Genomic DNA, 20,732 nt, shown 5'->3' with positions numbered 1-20,732 from the left:
GCAGCACATGAGGAACACCGCAGTCAGTCGGGTCCGGGCAGCGACGCGCGGGCGGGCGCTTGCTGCGAGCCTGGCCCTTGGCGTCATCGTGGTCACCATGACCACTCCCATGCGGGCGGCTGCGGTGGCGTCGGGGCCCGCGGCCGCCCCCGCCACGTCCACCGCATCGGCCACGTCCTCGCCGGTGCCAGCTGGATTTTCGCAAACCCAGTTACTACACGGCCTCAAAGATCCGAGCGTCTTCGCGTTCGCACCGAACGGCGACATCTACATCGGGGAACAGTCCGGCGTCATCCTGCTCTACAGAAACGGGCTCCTGCTCCCGACGCCGGTTGTGTCCCTGAACGCCAACAATGTGGGCGAGACGGGCCTGCTGGGAATGGCTCTCGACCCCAACTTTGCCGTCAACGGCTACCTCTACGTGTCCTACACCGCACCAGTCACGTTCACATCCGGCGTTGTCCACCCGTTGACCCAATTGTCGCGGTTCACCGTACTGAATGGCACAGCCAGCCTCGCAAGTGAGCGAATTTTTCTCCGAGGCAACCAAATTCAAAATCTGCATCACGCCGGCAACGACCTGAAGGTCGGCCCGGACGACAAGCTGTGGTGGTCCGTCGGCGACAATGACCCGTCGTTGACAAACGCGCAAACACTCGCCAACATCTATGGGAAGATCCTCCGCTTGAACCTGGACGGGACGGTCCCGGCCGACAACCCATTCGTGAACGTACCAGGCGCCACGCCCTACATCTACGCTTTGGGCTTGCGGAACCCGTTCCGATTCACTTTTCTGCCGGACGGCCGCGCCATGACCGCCGATACCGGGTCTAGCTTCTGGGAGGAGCTGGACACCATCCAATCGGGTGGCAATTATGGCTGGCCCTTTTATGAAGGTCAATGCTTCAACTGCGGATATCTCGATCCGTCGTACGCCTACGGCCACCTCCCCGTAGATGGAGCGGTCTCGGCTGTCGCTGCCTACTCGGGGACCTCCTTCCCCGAAAAATATCGAAATGTGGTCTTTGTCGGAGACTACAACCGCACTGATATCGAGGCGGTGCAGTTCGATTCCAGCTACAGCACGGAAATTTCGCACACCGTCTTCGACAGCGCCGCCGGGACCATCGCCGACCTGCAACAGGGCCCAGACGGGGCCCTGTACTTCGTCAGCATCTTCGAGGGCACCTTCAGCAAGATCACTGCAATCGGGCCCTTTCCACCGACCGCCGTGGCCACCGCCACGCCGCAGACAGGTCCCGCGCCACTCACTGTCGTATTCTCATCCGCCGGTTCGACCGACCCGCACGGCCAACCGCTCGGCTATGCCTGGGACTTCGGGGACGGCTCAGCCCCGTCCAACACCCCTAACCCGACCCACACCTACGTTGCCGGTGCCTACACCGCCACCCTGACGGTCACCGGCGGGACCGGCGGAACACAAACCGCGACCACAACCACACCGGTAGTTGCTGGCCACACCCCGCCCAGCGTCGCGATTAACTCACCGGCGACCTACAGCGCTGGCGACCTGCTGTCCTTCAGCGGAACGGCCACCGACCCCGCCGACGGCACCCTGCCACCCGGCGCTTACACGTGGCAGGTCGACTACATCACCCACGGCGTCCCCCAGCCGTTCTACCTTTCCGAGGCGCCGCACCCGTTCTACGGCCCCGTCAGCGGAAGCACGACCGGCAGCGTCCTCGTGCAGCGGGACATTTCCACTGATCCGACCAGCTTCTACCGAATCACGCTCACCGTTGTCGATTCGCTGGGCCTCACCACCACCGTCACCAAAGACGTCGCCCCAACCCCGGCCTCGTGGTCAACCACCGCCAGCGTCCCCGGCGCCGCCTACTACGTCGACGGACTCCTCACCACTGGTGCCCGAACGGTCACGGACCGGTCCGGGATCACCCACGTCCTGGCCGGGCTGCCGGTGCAGAACCTGGCCGGTATCAGGTACCGGTTCCAGGGTTGGTCCGACGGCAGCGCACTGACCGACTCGTTCTCCAGCGCCGCCCAGGGCAGCAACCACGTTGCCGACTACACACCGGTGACCTCCACGTTGCCCTCGGCCTGGACGAGTGTGGACGTCGGCGCTCCGCTGAAAGCCGGCACCGCCGACTACGACGCGACCGATCAATCGTTCTACGTCGACGGGTCAGGCTCGGACGTGACCGGGACCAAAGACCAGTTCCACTACGTGTATCAGATCATGCCCGGTGACGGAACAATCACCGCCAGGGTCCGCTACCAGACCGACTCCGACCCCTGGGCCAAAGCCGGATTGATGATCAAACAAGCCGCCCAGGCCGGCGCCACCTTCGTGGACGCGATAGTGACCCCTGATGTGGCTGCGGCAACCCCGAACATCAACGGTGTCGGCTGCACCCTCAATGGTTGCCTGGCGCCCCTGCCACCGGTCACACCCACCATGGGCCACGGTGTTCGGATGCAGTACTCGAACGCCAAATCGGTCACCGCGCCGACCCTGCCGGGTTACGCCGCGCCGAGCAAGTGGTTGAAACTGCAGCGGACCGGTGGGACCTTCAAGTCCTGGGAATCCGTCGATGGGCAGACCTGGACGCTGGTCGGCACGGTCAACGTGGCCATGACCGGCCCTGTCACCATTGGAATGTTTGTCACCTCCCACGACGTCGGGCAATTCAGTAATGCGGCGTTCGACCACGTGCAGGTGTCCGCGGTTGCGCCAGTGGCGGGGCCCTGGTCCGACAGCGATGTCGGGTCACCCGCAGTGGCGGGGTCGTCCAGCTTCGACGGCAGCGCCTACACGGTCAACGGCGCGGGCGCGGACATCTGGGGCACCATCGACCAGTTCCACTACGTGCACCAGGCGATGACCGGGAACGGCACCATGATCGCACGCCTCACCTCGTTGTCGGATTCCAGTACCAACGCCAAGGCCGGCGTGATGTTCAAACAGTCCACTGCAGCGGGGTCCTCCTATCTGCTGATCGGCGCCGACCCCAACGGCCAGGTGAAGGTGCAGTACAACTTCAACGGTTCGGTCGGCGCCGGCACCTACACCTACCCGAATATCTGGATGAAGCTCACCCGCGCGGTCGGCACATTCACTGCATACCTCTCCGGCGACGGGTTCACCTGGACGAAGGTCGCCGTCGAGAATTTGACCACTACGGACCCGGCGACCGTAGGCCTGTTCACCTGCTCACATAACAGCAAGGTACTGGGCACAGCCACGTTCGACCACGTCAGCTTCACCTCCGGCCCATGACAACCCGAAAGGTCCAGGGCCCATGATCCACGCAGAACAACCCGGTTCCATCGCCGTCCTCGCCATTGGCTCGACCCAGATCGGGTGCATACCCGGAGCCGTTCATGAAGCGCACTGATCTCACGCTGCGGGGGAGAGCCAGGGTCTTGGCGGTTGCTCTGATTCCCGCCTTGACACTCGTCGGTTACCTCCCGGTCAAGGCCGCGCCCGCGTACGCCAGCGCACCCCCCAACGCCGGAGTCTTGTCGGTGTTCGTCGGATACGCGGAGGACAAAGAAATCAACACCCCTGACCCGGCGTCGTTCCCGATACCGTGGGCCGGCGCACCGAACACGGTCTTTCTGGGCGGCCCTGTACCCGGACAGACCGCCTGCGGTTCGTTGACCACCTGCTACGACGCGGGCGCAATCCGACTCGACAATCACGGTGGGGCACCGGTCACGGTCACCAATGTTTCCGTCGACATCCACGCCAGCATTACCGGCGGGAAACTGTTCAAGAACCTCTGGGGTACCGTGATCGTCCCGGCGGGGCAGAGCGCCATCCTCACCGAAAACCCGAGCACCAACAATCCTAAATACGACAATTTCGATACCAGCGGCTATCCGGCCAACCATTGCACCCCCGTCGATGTCGCACCGACCGTGACGTTGACGATCAATGGCGCCTCCACCACCCTCGTCGACAGCACCCACGTGCTGGATACTGGCGGTATCGACGCCGGCTATTGCAAGCAGAACGAATCGATACAATGGCGCCCCATCGGCTCAGCCGGGACCAAGAACGCCACACTCACCCTCGGCGCCACATCCGCTACGGCTTTCGCCGGACACCCGGTCACCCACACCGCGACCCTGCTCGACGGCGCCGGCGTCGGGATCCCCAACGCCGCGGTCCGATTCACCGTGACCTATGGGCCCGATGCCGGGCTGACCGGCACTGCCACGACTGATGGTAACGGCCTGGCCTATTACACCTACACGGGCGCATCCCAGGGTGAAGACCTGCTCATTGCGGCCGCCACGACCGTCGGCAGCTTCCAATCCGTCCCCGCCCGAGTGATGTGGACCAACGGCACCGCCACCGGATGGACGGCGGCCGACGTTGGATCGGCGACCCCAGCCGCAACACAGACCTTCGACATCACCACCGGGCAATGGACCGTACACGGCGGTGGCGCGGGCATCGGCATGACCGCAGACCAGTTGCATTTTCTGTGGAAAGGCGTCCCCGATCCTGCGGGTATCGGAGCGCACCTGACGGCCATCAGCGGCGGCTCCGGTCAGGCCGGCCTGATGCTGCGCAGCGGTACTGACCCTGGTTCCCCCTATTACGCAGCGACGGCCGCCGCCGGGAGGGGAATCACCATTGAAGATCGGACCACCCCTGGCGGCCCGACGGCCACCGTCACCACCACCCCGATCATTCCTGCGTACCTATGGGTAGCAACCACCAACGGGTTGCTCACTACCTACGCTTCAGACGACGGGTACCTCTGGTATCCGGTGACGGGCTCCACCGTTCCCCTGGACCTGGGCTCCAGCGTCCTGGCCGGCATGGCAGTGACATCGCGCGACACCACCCAGCTGAGCACCGCCACTTTCGACGATGTGGCGGTGAGTTCCATGGCCCCTGCACCACCACCACCGGTGCCCTGCCCAGCGCCGTGGATGTGTGCGGACATCGGAAATCCGACCCCCACCGGCTCCCAATCCTTCGATCCAGGCAGCGGCACATGGACCGTCAGCGCGGCCGGCGCAGACATCACTGGTATTGCCGATCAATTCCGCTTCCTGAGGCAGCCGCTGTCCGGCGACGGTTCCATCACGACGCGCATCACGTCGCAAACGAACACCAGTTCATCGGCCAAAGTCGGACTGATGTTTCGATCCGATGCCGACCCCGGGTCCCCCGACTATGCCGTACTGGTGACCCCGGGCACCGGGATCAAAGTTCAGAGTCGCAGCAGCCAAGGCGCAACCACCACCAAACTGGCCAACACCACCGGAACCACCCCGGTCTTCCTCAAAGCGACCCGAGCGGGCGCCACCTTCACCGCCTACACCTCACCAGACGGCCTCATCTGGGCCCTCATCCCCGGCTCGACCACCACGATGAACCTGCCTTCCACCGTGCTCGAGGGACTGGCAGTCAGCTCCCACCATCCCGGCACCCTCGGTATCGTGACGGCCACCATCGGAGCGACCCCGTGACACCCGGGACTACCCGACACGCACCCGCCACATCTCCCGCACGGCGCCACCGGCAGACCACCGAGCCGCAGAGCCCGACCAGAAGGGTGCGGTCTGCTCGATTAGAGGCGGCGCGCAGTCGCAGGCGCGCCATCGCCGCAGTTCTGATGATCGGTCTGTTCACGGTGGCGACAACGGTGCTGGGCGCGGCACCAGCCGCCTCGGCCGCTTCGGCCCAGGACTGGCCTACCTTACTGCAGAACGTGAGTCGCACGGGTGCCACCGTCGACCCGACGCTGAATCTGGCGAACGCTGCCACGCTGAAAGTGAAGTGGAAATTCAAGACCGGCGCACCTATCGCCACGTCGGCCAGCGTCGTGGGCACAACCGCCTACGTCGGCAGCTGGGATGGCTACGAATATGCGGTGAACACCAGCACCGGCGGCTTGATCTGGAAGCAATACCTCGGCCTCACCCAGGACCCGGGCTGTCAGCCGCCCACCATCGGCATCACCTCTGCCGCCGCGGTCGTCAACGGCGTGGTCTACGTGGGCGGCGGGGATGCCTACTGGTATGCGCTGAGCGCCAGCACGGGCGCGGTCCTGTGGAAGATCTTCACCGGCGACAACAGTCAGGCCGGAGCGCATTACAACTGGTCGAGCCCGCTGATCGTGAACGGCGCCGCGTACATCGGGGTGGCCAGCAACTGTGACAACCCCCTGGTTGCTGGCCATCTGATGAAGGTGAATCTCGCCACGCATGCGGTTGACGCCGACTACAGCCTGGTCCCAGCCGGCCAGGTGGGAGGGGGAATCTGGACGACACCGACGCTGGATACTGCCACCAACACCGTCTTCGTCTCCACCGGGACGATCAACGACTACACGCAAACCCAGTCCCAAGCGATCGTCGCACTCGATGCCGCCACCTTGGCCTATAAGTCTTCTTGGCAACTGCCGTTCGAATCCGCCGTCCAGGACTCCGACTGGGGCACTACACCGACTCTGGTCACCGACACCAACGGCGACAAACTACTCAGCGTCGCCAATAAAAACGGCATCGTCTACACCTTCAACCGCAACAACCTGACGGCCGGACCGATCTGGACGCGAACCATCGCCATCGGCGGCGACTGCCCCACCTGCGGAGACGGGAGTATCTCCTCAGGAGTGTTCGCCAATAATGTGCTGTATTACGCGGGTGGCAGCAACATCGCAGCGGGCGATGGAAGCGGCGGCTCGATCAGCGCCCTGGACCCCGCCACCGGCCACCTGATCTGGACCCGACAAACTGAACAGGCTGTCATCGGTGCCCCGGCCCTTGTCAACGGCATTCTCGGCGTGGTCGAGGGCTCTACGTTCGAGGCGGTCAGCGCCGCTGACGGCAAGCTGCTGTACTCCTACCTCATGGGCGGGCCCGGCTACGGCGCCGTGTCCTTCGCCCGCAGCCAATTCTACGTCGGCGACTACGACACCAATCTGTACGCCTTCGGACTGGCGACGCCCGCTGCCCTTCCCACCGATCCCAACTGTCTTCAGGGTTTCACCTGCCAGGACATCCGCAGCCCCGCAGTTGCCGGCAGCGAACACACCTCCGCAGGCACCTTGACCGTCACCGCTTCCGGGTCGGCGATCCACGGCACCGCCGACCAATTTCGGCTCATCTCCACACCGGTCACCGGCGACACCCAACTCAGCGCCACCGTGACCGCCCAATCCACCCAGAACGCCCAACCCCAAGCCGGGGTGATGATCCGGCAGAGCGCTGACCCGGGAGCACCGTTCTTCGCTGCGTTGGCCTACCCCAACGACCTCACCGAAAACCTGCCCGCTCCCGACGTCGTCATCTGGTACCGATCTTGTTTCGGTTGCAACTCCATCGAACTGACCAAATGGTATCCAGCCAACAAACCTGTCTCCGTCATGCTCCAGCGGCGCGGGAACGTCATCAGTGCCGGAATTTCTTTCGACGCAGTCAAATATCAGCTCATCCCGGGGGCCAGCGCCGACCTCGACCTACCCGCCACCACTTTGGCCGGCCTTGCCGTGGACTCCGGCTCCTCCACCAATACCGGAACAGCGTCATTCACCAACATCTCCATCGGCTCGGTGACCGCCACGATGACACCACAAGCGCCAACCCATCCCTGCCCCTCGCCTTGGACCTGCGAAGACATCGGCAACCCGAACCCGCCCGGCGATACCACCCAGACCGGAAGCTCCTACACGGTGACAGGCACCGGTACCGGCATCGGTGGCGCAGCCGACTCGTTGCACTATGTGTTCACCCCGGTGTCCGGTGACCAGACCCTGGCCGGTCAGGTCGTCACCCAGCCCGGAGCGCCCCCCACGGCACAAGAAGGCCTCATGATGCGGGCCAACGACCGCGCCACCTCGCCGTTCTACGCTGCGGTCCTCAACCCCGGTGGATCCACCACGATCCTGTGGCGCACGTACGACGGAGTAGTACAGCGATCCAAAATCCCCGTGGTCACGGCCACCTCACCCGCCTACCTGCAGATCGTCCGCTACACCGATACCACCACGACGCCAGCAACGTCGACCTTCTCCGCCGTGACGTCCAGCGACGGCAGCACCTGGGCCCCGGTGCTGGGATCAACGGTGGCCATCGACATGGGCTCGGGGCAATTTTTGGCCGGGATGGCGGCTACCGCCGCCGCGCCGCGTGTCGCGCCCCCGGTGGTATTCAACTCCGTGCAGATCACCCCCACCACCAGCCCACCACCCGGAATCTGCGCGCAACGCTTCTCCTGCGCCGACATCGGTGTCGACGGCCTTCCCGGAAACCAGCTCTACTCCAACGGCACCTGGACGATGCGCGCCCGCGGGTCGGACATCTGGACCAGTTATGACACGTTCCGGTTCGCCTCTCAACCGTTCCCCCTGGACCCGGCCAACTCCGCCAACGGCGATGGCACCATCAGCGCCCGTGTCGTCTCACAGACCCAGGTAGGCGGCCCCTGGATGAAATCGGGCGTCATGATCCGCTCGGGCACCGACCCGCAAGCCCCCTACTACGGGGTCTTCGCGACCGCCGCGAATGGCATCGCCGTGCAATGGCGGAGTAGCAAGGCCGCTCAAACCAACAGCATTACGACCACCGGCGCTGCGCCCATGTGGGTGCTCGCCTCCCGCTACACCGATACCGCTCACGGCCTGGTCTATTTCAGCGCCTATACCTCCACCGACGACCACACCTTCACCTACGTACCGGGCTCGACGGTGGCGCTCACCCTTCCCGGGGCCCTTGTCGCCGGCATTGCCAGCGACTCCTACAACTCTGCCCAGCAATCGATTGCCACCTTCGACAACGTCGCGCAACTACCCGGGTCACAAACCCCGCCCGGACTGTGCCCGGCTTCGTGGACGTGCACGGACGTCGGTGGGGCGTTGCCGTCCGGTCAGGACAATCTGTCCAGCTCTGGCACCTGGTCCGAAACCGGTGGTGGCGGGGATATCTGGGGTAACGCCGACTCCTTCCATCTGGTGAATCAGACGTTGACCGGAGACGGATCGGTCAGCGCGCAGGTGGCGACGCAGCAACCGACCGATCCATGGGCTAAAGCCGGGGCGATCCTGCGAGCCGGCACTGACCCCGGCGCTGCTTATTACGGGGTGTTCATCACCCCCGGGCACGGGATCGACGTCCAGTGGCGGGCCACCCCAGGCGATGTCAGCAATCAGATCCTGCAGGCTGCTTCGGTTCCCGCCTACCTCCGTGTCACCCGTTACACCACGGCCGGTGCCGCGCCGCAGACGCTCTTCAGCGCCTACACGTCCCCTGATGGTTCAGCGTGGACGTTGGTGCCGGGCTCGACGACGATGCTGTCTCTCCCGCAACCTCTGCTCGCGGGCTTTGCCATCACTTCCCACCAACAAGGTGCCGCCTCGGCTGTCACCCTCAACAATGTCACCATCGGCACCACACCCATCCCCCCGCCCGGACTGTGCCCGGCTTCGTGGACGTGCACGGACGTCGGTGGGGCGTTGCCGTCCGGTCAGGACAATCTGTCCAGCTCTGGCACCTGGTCCGAAACCGGTGGTGGCGGGGATATCTGGGGTAACGCCGACTCCTTCCATCTGGTGAATCAGACGTTGACCGGAGACGGATCGGTCAGCGCGCAGGTGGCGACGCAGCAACCGACCGATCCATGGGCTAAAGCCGGGGCGATCCTGCGAGCCGGCACTGACCCCGGCGCTGCTTATTACGGGGTGTTCATCACCCCCGGGCACGGGATCGACGTCCAGTGGCGGGCCACCCCAGGCGATGTCAGCAATCAGATCCTGCAGGCTGCTTCGGTTCCCGCCTACCTCCGTGTCACCCGTTACACCACGGCCGGTGCCGCGCCGCAGACGCTCTTCAGCGCCTACACGTCCCCTGATGGTTCAGCGTGGACGTTGGTGCCGGGCTCGACGACGATGCTGTCTCTCCCGCAACCTCTGCTCGCGGGCTTTGCCATCACTTCCCACCAACAAGGTGCCGCCTCGGCTGTCACCCTCAACAATGTCACCATCGGCACCACACCCATCCCCCCAGCTTGACCACACTCGCGCCTCACCCCCGGCAGGAGAAACCGATGTCCGCCGACCGCCACCGCTTGAGGTCGAAGCCATCGCAGCGCAGGAAGCCGATCACGACCCAGGCGATCGAAAGCCAACCCGTTGTGAACCACAGATGCGATCGAGCGAATCACGCCAGTGACCGGCGCAGTGCAGGCACGGCCACTGGCGCCACTCACCTCATCCACGCCGAATCTGCCCGTCACCTCGATGCTCTCTTCCCTGCGTTGATTCGAATCACCCTCACACGGTTCCTGGGGGCTACCCGCAATTCCCCATCCCTTCCGTGGAGAGGCCGCGGGTATCGGGCAACGCCCATCCTCGCAGTACCGGCGTGTTTTCACCTGCGCCCGCCCACTTTCGCCGTCGTGCTGCAGCGTATGTCTGGACGGTTGCAGTGAGTCAACCCCGCCGCACTCTCCCGGATAGGCGGGCGTACCTGGCGCCTCGGTCCGCCAGCATTACCTCAGACCAGGTCGGTATCAGTGCATTCGCAAGGCACAGTCCCGGGCCATTCTTCACGACGGAACGGAAACTATTCGTCTCCATCATCGTGGTCGGTGTCGTCCTGCTAACAGGGTGGGTCGTGATTCGTCCGCCCGAGCCTGATCCTTTTTTGCACCGCTGCGGAATCCAACTGTGCCTGGAAGCCAACCCCTTCAGCATCCACGGCGGGACTGCGTATGGCACCTATGATCGGCCAGCCGCGGAGGTGGCACTCGCAATGGCCGCTCACATCAATACCCTTGCTGTCGTGGAGTTCGAGACAAAACACCATAATCTGTCCGATGCAATGTCCTTGGCGACCTGGACGCGCGTCGACAGGTTCATCGCTATGGCCCACGCCAACGGAATTCATATCATTCTCACTCTGAGTAGCTACGCGCAGTCCCTGCAACATTCGGGCAAGACACCCACCCGAACTGACTGGCAGCCCTATTTGCGTTTTATCGCAAATCGCACCAATACAGTGACTGGTATCTCCTACAAGGACGACCCAACGATAGCCATGGTGCAGATCTGGGGCGAGGCATGTTTCCCTGGCGAAACCGACAGCACGTGCCCCGCCGGGACCTCAGGTACCGCAACTGACATGGTCAACTTCTATCATCGAACACTGACCGAGTGGCAAGCGCTAGCCCCGAACATTCTCATCACTACTGGCGGCTTCTCGCACCTGAACAGCACAAACAGCTTGGGAATTCCCTGGCAGACCATCATGTCGGACCCAGCAAATCCGCTGTGCGAACTGGAAATCAACTCCGAAGGCGACCTTAACGGCGCCGTGAGAAAAGTCGCGAACTTTTGCCAGCAAATAGGTAAGCCCTGGTATCTCGCGGCCTGGTCCTCCTGCTACGACGACCCTGAATACCCGATCCCTATGCTCACAGACTCCGCTATGGCCACCCACGCCCAACGTATGTACGACATTCAACACGGCAGCAAGCCAGCAACTATACCCGCGGTCGGGGCTACATTCTGGAACCTCAAGGACGCCGGTGCTATTCCTGGCCATTGCGACATCGGCCCCGCCTTCCCGTTGACATTTAATGTCATCAAGAATAATGCTCCCAATAGCCCTTGACCTCAATAAGGCAGTCAACCACGACCGCACTCGTAAACTGTTGCAGGCGGCGGTCAGCATGCAGTCCATACTGCGCAATCTGCCCATCCCCGGGGCCGTTCTGTGGTGGATTGCGAAAGCAGAGTCCGAATCTACGAGGTAGGTACAAGGGGAGCCGGCCAAGCGGTGCTGTTAACATTAGCCCATACCGCGGTGACGAATAGTTATAGGTTTAGGCCGGTTTAGGCTTTCATGGGGATAGTCGTCCGCGCACGCCTCCTAAGCAGCAGCGTCACTGCACCCCAGGCCGCAACACGCACCTTGAGTGTTGGTGGTGCAACGCTGTGTTAGTATCAATGCCGTTTAGTTAAGCTGCGGTCCTGTTGAAGACGTAGATTTCTGGTGGATCGTCGTATTTGATGATCTTGTGGTGGTCGTGTTTGACGTTGGTGTTGCGGGTGGTGATTCTTCGGACCACTCGGGGGCAGGACCGGTAGCGACGTTTCGGTAGTTTCTCGGCCTGGATATCATGGAGCATTTCCCGGTGGGCGTTATCAAGTCGTGAGGGGGGAAAACGCAGCCTGGTTGGAAACCTGGCTGCGGATGATGTTGATTGTTTTGGTGAAGGAGTACCGGTCGGGGTCGGCGCCGATCTCGTCGGCGGCTTCGGTGATGAACACGTGGGTGGCGTAGTGGGTGATCAGCAACGCCCAGATCTCCTGTTTCACCAGGTCCGGTGTCCGGGACCGGAGCAGCCGGGTGGCGTTGAGCTGGTGGGTCTTGACCTCGTCGAAGACCAGTTCCTGTTCCCATCGTTGCTGGTAGAGCGCGGCCAACGATTCGGCCTGCGCCTCCGAGTAGTTCAGCAGGGTGGTGATCAGGCGGATCGTCTGGGTTTGTCCGCGGTTGGTGACCATGTATTCGATGACCCGGACCGGGATGCGGTGGGCGTCCACGTTCTTCGGGGTCCGGGCCGTCTTGGCGGCGGCTTTCATCTTCGCCGGCAGCAGCTCGGAGCGGAACGACCCGTCCGGGTAGAGCTGCAGGACCGGCAGGTCCAGGTTGTCGGAGATCCGCCACAGCAACTGCGCGCCATTGGCGGCGGCGGTGGTGAACAGGTCGTAGGAGTAGAACCCGCGGTCGGCCAGCACGATCATGTCGTCGGTGAAGGCATACGACAGCCGTTCGGTCAACGCTCGCTCGGAGATTTTGATCGCGTCGAATTCGGCGGCGACGCTGGCGTGGGTGCCGCATTCCACCAACGAGACGATCCGAACCTGCGGGTAGGCGCTCTGGTTGGGTTTGCCGGGGCTGTGATGCCCGAACTCGGCGGCGTTGACGTCGGTGTCCTGGACGTCGCCGACGGTCCCGTCGATGGCCATCACCCGCCACTGCTGATACCACGCGCCGACGGTGGCGCGGCTGGCGATCGGGACGCACACCCGGTCGAACAGATCGGCCATCACCTGATGCCCCAGCCGGGTCCGGGCCTGGGAGATCGCCGACGAAGTGGGCACTTTCCAAGTGGCCTGCCAGATCCGTGAACCCCGCTAACCGTTCGTCAGCTTGCGGATGACCTCGTCGTAGCCGTCGAGGTGAACAGGCACATCGCCAACACCAGATACACGACCACCCGAGCCGGCAGCAGCCGGGACCGGACCTCACGGCGGTCGGCGCGACCGATGACCTCGTCGACGGTGTCCCGGTCGATCAGCCGGGTCAGCACACCCACACCGATCACATCGGTCAAACGACCGGAGGCCCCAGCAGCGATATCGAAGTCACTCACACCACATATTGTGCCACGCCCACGATGACATCAACTAATGGCTCCAAGATGGCCACCACGCCATTCCTGGTCGCCATTCAATCGAATCACCAGGACCGGAACGGGCCTTTTTCCGAGAGATCGCTAACTTAACGGCATTGGGCTTAGGCTAGGACTTGGCTCCTGGCGCGTCAACGGTCCGGGCAAGATTTCTATTTGGTGAACATTTGATTGCGCAGTTCGCGCACGATCAAGCATCAGCTGGATACGATGTGGTGATGGTTGACAGGCTCGTGCGGCAGGCTGCGATCCTCGAGCGGATCGGCGGTAGTCGCAGCATCCAGGTGGTGGACCTGGCCAGCACCCTCGGCGTCTCCGAGGCGACCATCCGCCGTGACCTGCAGGCGCTGTCCGGAAGCGGGCTCCTCCTGCGCACCCACGGGGGCGCGGTGGCCAATGACGTCGGCGACGAGCTGCCCATCCGGCTCAAGTCCAGCCTGCGGCAGGAGGAGAAGATCCGCATCGGCCGTGCCGGTGCCGACCTGGTCGAGGACGGCACGGTTGTCGGCATGACGGGCGGGACGACCGCCCTCGAGTTGGCCCGGGCCCTGTCGTCGCGGCGCCACATCACTGTGGTCACCAATGCTCTCAACATCGCTGCCGAGCTGGTCGGCATTCGGGGGGTCCACCTCGTGGTCATCGGCGGAATCGCTCGTCGGTCCGCCGAGCTCGTCGGGCCTGCGGCCGAGATGATGCTGGCCGGCTACCACTTGGACGTGGCTTTCATCGGTGTCGACGGGTTGACGGCCGAGCACGGGTGCACGACCTACGACGAGATGGAGGCGCAGACGGACCGGGCCTTCCTGCGCCAGGCCCGCCGGGCCGTCGTGATCGCCGACAGCTCGAAGATCGGGTGTGGTCCGGTTCGCTCAGATCACCCCGTTGTCCCAGGTGGACGATATCGTGACCGACCGCGGCGGCGATCCCTCAGAGCTCGACGAGCTGCGCACTGCGGGCGTGCGGGTGGTCACGGCCTGAGGAGCTCGCACCAGGTCGGCGATCTCATCGACGCATCGCCGCGATCTGCTGGTTGACCTTCTCCCGCACCTGCAGGTAGTGAAATGGGTCGGCACTGTACGCGTCGAAATGGAGCCCACCGTCCTGGCCGTCGGTGTCGATCAATTCCATGACCGCCGCCCGACCGGCATCGTCGGACAGCTGGTGAAACGCACGGAGGTCGAACATCGCCTGGGTGAACACCCTGGAGCGAATGGACTCCCACGGCTGACCGTCATCTCCCGGGTAGACCATGAACGTGTCCCCACCGAGCAGGCCACCGGAGGCGGTGGTGTCCTGGAATGGGTTGATCGGGCGCCGCGAGAGTTCGGAGTTGTAGAAATTGAAACCCCAGTGCAGGAAACCTACACAGTCATGGGCGAAGAGTTGGTGGCCGATGACGCGGTTCCGACTTGATGGCATCGCGAAGAATCTGTTCGATACCCCGCGGTCCTGGCTGACGCAGTAGTAGACCCACAGCCCCCGGACCCCGCGGGTGAGGAAAGGCGCAACGGCATCGGTGGCGACCACAGGATGAGGTACCGCACCGGTGTCGTAGAACTCGGCGTCGCTCAGGGCGTCGATGACGGTGCAGGGCGCCAGGAGGTCCTCGACGACTGCCTTGGCCCGCAGATAACTCGTCAGGTCCGCGCGCCCGTTCGGCTCGTCGGAGATGTGGAACAGGACGCGGTCCAGCCCCCAGTGCTCGGCCAGGTGCGCCTTGAGCGCGGGCAGGACCTGCTCGAGGAACCGCCGGTAGCTCGGGTCCGTGGCACCCACGTGCCACCCGAATTCCTCGACCCATACCCCGGCTCGGATGACGTAGATCGACGGCGTCGCGTGCGCGCCCCACTGGGTGAACAGGTGCGCGATCTCGATCCGCTGGATGCCGTGCTTGCGGCACAGCTCCAGCCACCGGTCCAACAGGGCGAAGTCGACGCTGTACCCGTCCACGCGGTGGGTGATCCGCAGCAGCTGCGTGGTCAGCCGGTGGCAACCTCGCTCGGTGTCGAGCGGGGGAGTCCACACCGGCGTGAGCAGGGTGTTGACCTGCATCCGGGAGGCAGACCCGAGAAAGGAATCGATGAGTTGCCAGTGCCGCTCGGAGAACACCTCGACGCCGTAGAACTGTGCGAGTCCGTCGCAGTGGAACCACTGGGTGTGTGCGATGGGCAGCGGCGACAACTGGCAACCGAGCACCTCGATGTTCACCGTCCGGCGGTAGAGCACCGATGACCTTGCGTCGCTGACGGTGATCTCGACCTCGTGCACGCCCGCCAGTGCCGGCTCGTCGACGCGGAAATCGACCCACAGACCTCGCCAGCTGCCCGGCATCGGTGCGATCGTGGCGTCGGCGAGGGGACGCAGCAGGTCGGGGTACAGCCCTGGCAGGTCGCGGTCGTAGCCGTTGTCGTGTCCCGGAAAGGCCGCCAGGTCGCAGGGGACCAGGTCGACGCTGTGCAACGTCACGTAGGGGGCCGCGGCCGGGTTGACGTCGATGCGCAGCGGAGAGTTGTCGCGGAAGTGCGCGGTCCGCGGCGGCCGGAAGGCGATCTGGAACGAGGCTGTCTCTCCTGCAACGACACTCAGGTCAGGAAGGGTTCCGTCAGGACCGACGCTGGAGTCGGGGTAGATCTTGGCGAGTGAGTGGGTCGTGCTGAACTGCCAGCCCGTCTCGCGGATCACCGCACTCCTTCGCCGGCCCCGGCACGCCGTTCATTCGATGTGCGAACCAGTGGATCGTCCTTGCTGGATCGAACGCGGCCCTCTCAGGAAGGGACGTGCAGCTTCGGCGACAGCAGGCTGCCGAGGTTGCGCACGACAGCGTCCCGGGCGTGGAGCTGACCGGTCGAGCCGAGGAAGTTCCATTCGATGAACTTCACGATCGAGGAGTGCTCGAGCTGCGCATGTGACACCGTCCCACCGGCCGCGCCGTAACCCAGTGCCAGCAGCGGTACCCGCGGCCCGTAGGCCTGCCCGTCGACGGCGTTGGCGGACGTGCCGCTCGGCGGCGCGACGTGGTCGAAGTAGCCGCCGGACTCGTCCCAGGTGACCAGCACCAGCGCATCGGGGACGTGGCTGGTGATCTCCGCGACCGTCTGACCGATGAACTGCACTCCGGCGCTGACGTTGTCGCCGTAGCCCGGATGCTCGCTGCGATAGCCGATCCCCTTGACGAAGCTGACCGCCGGCAGGGCGTGGGCACTGACATCCGCGGCGAGCTGGGTGTAGTCGCGGATGTGGGTGGGGTTGTCCTTCTGGCCGGTGACGTATTCGGGGGGCAGGTCGCTCGGGTCGAACACGCACGGGTAGTTCGGGATGTGGGAGGGGCAGTCCGCCGGCGCCAGAGCGCAGCTTCCGGCGGCGTTGGCGGTCTTCATCGCGGAGTAGCCCTCCGCGTACCAGGCCCACGACACGTGGCCCGCGTCCAGCGCTCCGCCGAGGTTCGGTGTGCTGAAGCTGGTGGTCGTCCGCGCGGTGGGGCATTGGCTGCCGACGGCGTTGGGCTCTGCGGTGTTGTCCTTGAACACGAAACGCGCCATCCACAGGTACATGTCGTTCTGCGACGAGGCCCCGACCGAGGATTGGAAGTAGTTGTCGGCCAGCGAGGCCCGCGAGCCGGCCCACTGCTGGTAGGTCGCTACCGGTGAGGTCGGTCCGGTGCCGGCCTGGGTGAAATTCGCCGGCGATCCGCACGGGTAGCCCGTCGACTGGGTCTGGGCCGCGTGCGGCGTGATGTAGCCGTCCATCCGGCCGCCGTTGATCTCGACCCGTTCGCAATCGGCGAAGTGGTTCGGGTCGTAGGCGGCCGTGCTTGCGTCCGTCAGGGGCACAGGCTGCACCGGGGCGTAGGGGTTGGTCACCGGCGCCATGTTGCAGGTGTGGGTCTGCGCGCAATAGGCCGCGAAGTAGCTGTCGAAAGAATGGTTCTCCTGCACGATGACCACCACGTGCCGGATCGGAGTGCGGGTCGCGGCAGATGCCGTTGCGGCAGGGGCCGTCGCGGCAGCTGCGGTGGCAGCGGTCGCGGCCGACGGGTGGCTGTTCCACACCGGAACCAGCGCCGCTGCGGCGAGAACAATCGCGGACAGGAGCGCAGTACGGGTACGCATGGGACACCTTTCGGCCTCGGCGCCGCGACACGGCGCTTTCTGTGATCCTGTCTAGCGTTCTCTGGTGAGGTGCTGGTGGACGAAAGGCTACCGCCGGGTGAACGACCTCGCTACAGCCTGGCCGTGTCTCGCCGCCCGCGCTCGCAGGCCGAGGACGGATGCGGGCAACGGAATTCCTGTGCAACGTGCAGCAGGCTACGTCCCGTCTCGTCCGCAGAGTTGCTCGCAGCTGTCCTGAGGGACAGTGGCAGCCACGGCAGAGGGAGAGCTGACATCGTCGGACACGGACGGACCACTGCACCGCATCGCCGGAGACGGGTCGCTGCGGCGATCGCAGCGCTCCTGGTGGTGGCGTCGACGATCGGATGTTCGGGCCCGACCTCCCGCAGCACCTCGAGCGGAACGAACTCGAGCGGAACGAACTCGAGCGGAACGAACATGGCGAAGGAGCTTGCCTCAGATCAACCGAGTGCCCCCGACGGGCAATGCCGGCCCGCCGGTTCCCAGTTGGCGCCCACAACCAGATGCGTTGTGCTGCAGGCGCCGTCGTTGATATTGAACCCACCACCGACGGACTCTCCCGTCGTGACGGCACGGCAGCTGGCGGCCGGGCGATGGACTCGGCTGCCTCCCGCGCCCATCAGCGGCCGCACGGACGCCGCAATCACCTGGACCGGTTCAGAGATGTTGATCTGGGGCGGAAGCCGCCCGGATCAGACCGTCGCCGCCGACGGCGCTGCCTACAACCCCCGGACCGGCGGATGGCGGTCTCTTCCCCCGGCGCCACTGCAAGCCCGGAGTGGGGTGAGCAACGTCTGGGCCGGCTCCACGTGGTTCATCTGGGGCGGATTCATCGCTTCCGGCTCGTCCAGGGCCATTGACGGTGCCACCTACACCCCGGCCACCAACACCTGGCGCCTGCTACCACCCAGCCCGATCACCATCCCCGATCCGCAGGTGCAGACGGTGTGGACGGGGACCAGGGTGGTCATGGTCGCCACCCCAGCTATCGACGCCCCCCCAGCCGTCGACGCCTCCTCCTCGCTGGTGCAGACCGCTTCCTACGACCCCACCACCAACGCCTGGAGCAGGGATGCCGATCTCGTGCTTCCCCGCCACCACCCGACCGTCGATCTCCAGCTCGCGGCCGGCGGCGGACACCTCTACCTCTGGTCGTTCTGGGGATACACCGCCGACGGCTTCGGCTCTGCCGGAACTGACACCTTCTCGCTCGATGCTTCCGAGCCCGGCTGGAAACCGGTCCACCTGAACCGGGCCGGCAAGGGCGGCATTGCCGGTCCCATCTGGACCGGCACCGACTTCATCCAGGGCGCAACCCCGGCGTGGCGCGGAATCGATGCCGGCCCGCCGCAGATGAATCTCACCGGCGAACGATTCAACCCGGCGACCGGGCAGGCGACGGTCATCCCGCACGGCCCGCTCGATGATCGCAACCCGCAGAACATCTGGACCGGAGGCGCATTGATCGCTATCGATACCCTCGCGGCGGCTGATGGTCCGCCGGCCCAACCCGGCCGAGCTGAAGCCTGGGATCCCGTCGAGAACAGGTGGACACGGGTCCCTGCGTCACCAATGACCTCCGATGACAATGCGCCCGCCATCTGGGCCGGCGCGTCTCTGCTGCTCTGGGGTCAATTCTACGACACCGCATCAGTCGCGAACCCGAAAACCGATCGTCCGATTGCGGTCGGCTTTCAGTTCACGCCCGGAACTGCCTGAGCAACCGAAGATCCGATCTATCATCGGCGCAGAATATTAATTATTATAGCTAATGGATAAGGGGAAAATAGGCTGCTTTACCCTGGGACGGGGCTTGGGGTGTTACAGTCGGAATGTGCCCTCCATCACGGCTTCGTTCCGACGGGGGGGCCCGTCCGAGGCGGAGGTCGATCACGTCGTCGCCCGATGCACCGGCGGTCATTGGCGTCCATGAGCGAACTGGACACCGCCGGCGAATCCGTCGAGGAAGCGGGCGAGCGGCACGCGAGTTGGGCCGAGCTCTTCTTCGACCTGGTGGTGGCGGCGGGCGTCGCGGCGCTGGCACATGTGCTCAGCGGTCAACTGGACCTTGCGGCGCTCGGTCTCTATGCACTGTTGTTCCTGGCCTTCTGGCTGTCGTGGACGACATTCATGCTCTACAGCAACGTCGCGGCCGAGCAGACCCATGTGCTGAGGCTGTTGATCGGGATGTTCGGCCTCGGGGTGATGGCCGCGTCGGTGCCGGGCGTGGCGCACACCGTCCTCGGGAACGGCGCCGACGGTCTGCCGCTGACCGTCTTCACGATCGCGTACATCGCGACCCGCATCTACGGGTCGCAATCGTGGCGCCGCGGAGAGATTCTGCTGGACTTCCCGGTGGTGCAGTATTCGGCCGGGCTGCTGCCCTGGCTCGTGTCGATCTGGGTCGGCGAACCTTGGAAGATGGCGCTCTGGGCGGTGGGGGTCGGCCTGGATCTGCTGCTGATGCTGTTTCTGTCCGGCGAGAAGATCGTCGCGCGGTTGCAGGCGAAGTTCACCGCATTGGCCGCCACCCAGCGGCGGCTCGGCGCCGCCCACGACAGGAAGGCACCGGTGGTACACGGGGTGTCGGTCGACCTGGCCCACCTGTCCGAGCGACTTGGACTTTTCGTGATCATCGTCCTCGGCGAATCCGTGGTGCAGGTCGTCGACGCGGCCGCGGCCACCCCCTACAGCGTCGGTCTCCTGGCCACCGGTATCGCGTCATTCGTGTTGCTGGCCGGGATGTTCGGCGTGTCGGTCGTCTTCGGATACGCCGGGCTGCCGCACCTGCACGCCGGCCATATCTCCACCCGCGCCGCACTTGGCCTGCACTGCCTGGTCACCGGTGTCGTCGGCACGATGGCCGTGTCGCTCTCGGCCGTGGTGACGCAAGGCTCCGATCCGCTGTCCGACCAGGGTCGCTGGCTGCTGTGCGGCGCGGTCGCGGCCTACTTCACTCTTGGCGTGGTCGCCGGCGTGGCCAGCCGCAACTCCGGTCTGCTCAGGCTGATCTCACGGGTGACCACCGGTATCGCGGTACCGCTGCTGCTCGGCCTGCTCGCCACCGACGTCAGCGGCCGAACCCTGGTCGTGTGCCTGGCCCTGCTGGTGCTGGCCCACCTCTGGGGCGAGCAACGATTTGCGCCGGAGTGAACGTGCCGGAGTGAATGCACCGATGC

At 64.7% G+C, this 20,732-nt stretch carries 10 protein-coding genes and 1 pseudogene; 7 read left to right on the top strand and 4 right to left on the bottom strand.

The annotated features are described in order from the left end of the window. Positions 1–7: 7 nt before the first annotated feature. The 4 genes from H7F38_RS01470 to H7F38_RS01455 all read left to right on the top strand — a co-directional run bounded on the left by H7F38_RS01470 (position 8) and on the right by H7F38_RS01455 (position 11,616). Positions 8–3,259: a PQQ-dependent sugar dehydrogenase gene (locus H7F38_RS01470; protein WP_187092549.1), complete on the top strand. Its 3,252-nt coding sequence runs from the start codon at positions 8–10 to the stop codon at positions 3,257–3,259. 104 nt (positions 3,260–3,363) lie between these two features. Next, the gene (locus tag H7F38_RS01465; protein ID WP_187092548.1) at positions 3,364–5,472 is read left to right on the top strand and encodes a hypothetical protein; all 2,109 of its coding nucleotides are present in this window, start codon (positions 3,364–3,366) and stop codon (positions 5,470–5,472) included. A 146-nt stretch (positions 5,473–5,618) separates the two neighbouring features. Then, on the top strand, positions 5,619–10,013 hold the full coding sequence (locus H7F38_RS01460; protein ID WP_187092547.1) for a PQQ-binding-like beta-propeller repeat protein: 4,395 nt from the start codon (positions 5,619–5,621) through the stop codon (positions 10,011–10,013). Between the two features lie 604 nt (positions 10,014–10,617). Further along, on the top strand, positions 10,618–11,616 hold the full coding sequence (locus H7F38_RS01455) for a hypothetical protein (RefSeq protein ID WP_187092546.1): 999 nt from the start codon (positions 10,618–10,620) through the stop codon (positions 11,614–11,616). Between the two features lie 533 nt (positions 11,617–12,149). On the opposite strand, the pseudogene H7F38_RS01450 reads toward H7F38_RS01455, so the two are convergent. Continuing rightward, a pseudogene (locus H7F38_RS01450) lies at positions 12,150–13,393 on the bottom strand (IS4 family transposase). Positions 13,394–13,641: 248 nt separating this feature from the next. Between H7F38_RS01450 and H7F38_RS01445 the strand changes: the two are divergent. Continuing rightward, positions 13,642–14,457, top strand: coding sequence for a DeoR/GlpR family DNA-binding transcription regulator (locus H7F38_RS01445; RefSeq protein ID WP_222618371.1), 816 nt, complete (start codon positions 13,642–13,644; stop codon positions 14,455–14,457). On the opposite strand, the gene H7F38_RS01440 is transcribed toward H7F38_RS01445, so the two are convergent. The 3 genes from H7F38_RS01440 to H7F38_RS01430 all read right to left on the bottom strand — a co-directional run bounded on the left by H7F38_RS01440 (position 14,426) and on the right by H7F38_RS01430 (position 17,972). Continuing rightward, a complete protein-coding gene (locus tag H7F38_RS01440) occupies positions 14,426–16,105 on the bottom strand; it encodes a DUF4091 domain-containing protein (RefSeq protein ID WP_187092545.1) in 1,680 nt (559 codons plus the stop codon). The two genes, H7F38_RS01445 and H7F38_RS01440, sit on opposite strands and share 32 nt — an antisense overlap. A gap of 83 nt (positions 16,106–16,188) precedes the next feature. Further along, entirely contained in the window at positions 16,189–17,532 is a 1,344-nt protein-coding gene (locus H7F38_RS01435) for an alkaline phosphatase family protein (RefSeq protein ID WP_187092544.1), read from the bottom strand. Between the two features lie 110 nt (positions 17,533–17,642). Then, complete coding sequence (locus H7F38_RS01430; protein ID WP_187092543.1) at positions 17,643–17,972, bottom strand: hypothetical protein; 330 nt, start codon at positions 17,970–17,972, stop codon at positions 17,643–17,645. A 145-nt stretch (positions 17,973–18,117) separates the two neighbouring features. On the opposite strand from H7F38_RS01430, the gene H7F38_RS01425 reads away from it, so the two are divergent. Next, on the top strand, positions 18,118–19,272 hold the full coding sequence (locus H7F38_RS01425; RefSeq protein ID WP_187092542.1) for a hypothetical protein: 1,155 nt from the start codon (positions 18,118–18,120) through the stop codon (positions 19,270–19,272). 210 nt (positions 19,273–19,482) lie between these two features. Further along, entirely contained in the window at positions 19,483–20,706 is a 1,224-nt protein-coding gene (locus H7F38_RS01420; protein ID WP_187092541.1) for a low temperature requirement protein A, read from the top strand. Positions 20,707–20,732: the final 26 nt, after the last annotated feature.

It is taken from the genome of Nakamurella sp. PAMC28650 (genome assembly GCF_014303395.1).
GTDB lineage: Bacteria > Actinomycetota > Actinomycetes > Mycobacteriales > Nakamurellaceae > Nakamurella.
The sequence above is the reverse complement of the archived record's forward strand: the minus strand, read 5'-3'. Positions and strand labels throughout refer to the sequence as shown.

What these genes read in the sequence shown, in the direction of transcription:
- H7F38_RS01460 (WP_187092547.1), top strand. Translation starts at nt 5,619, where the DNA reads ATGATCGGTCTGTTCACGGTGGCGACAACGGTGCTGGGCGCGGCACCA.
- H7F38_RS01420 (WP_187092541.1), top strand. Translation starts at nt 19,483, where the DNA reads ATGAGCGAACTGGACACCGCCGGCGAATCCGTCGAGGAAGCGGGCGAG.
- H7F38_RS01430 (WP_187092543.1), bottom strand. Translation starts at nt 17,972, where the DNA reads ATGTTCGTTCCGCTCGAGTTCGTTCCGCTCGAGTTCGTTCCGCTCGAG.
- H7F38_RS01445 (WP_222618371.1), top strand. Translation starts at nt 13,642, where the DNA reads ATGGTTGACAGGCTCGTGCGGCAGGCTGCGATCCTCGAGCGGATCGGC.
- H7F38_RS01470 (WP_187092549.1), top strand. Translation starts at nt 8, where the DNA reads ATGAGGAACACCGCAGTCAGTCGGGTCCGGGCAGCGACGCGCGGGCGG.
- H7F38_RS01465 (WP_187092548.1), top strand. Translation starts at nt 3,364, where the DNA reads ATGAAGCGCACTGATCTCACGCTGCGGGGGAGAGCCAGGGTCTTGGCG.
- H7F38_RS01435 (WP_187092544.1), bottom strand. Translation starts at nt 17,532, where the DNA reads ATGCGTACCCGTACTGCGCTCCTGTCCGCGATTGTTCTCGCCGCAGCG.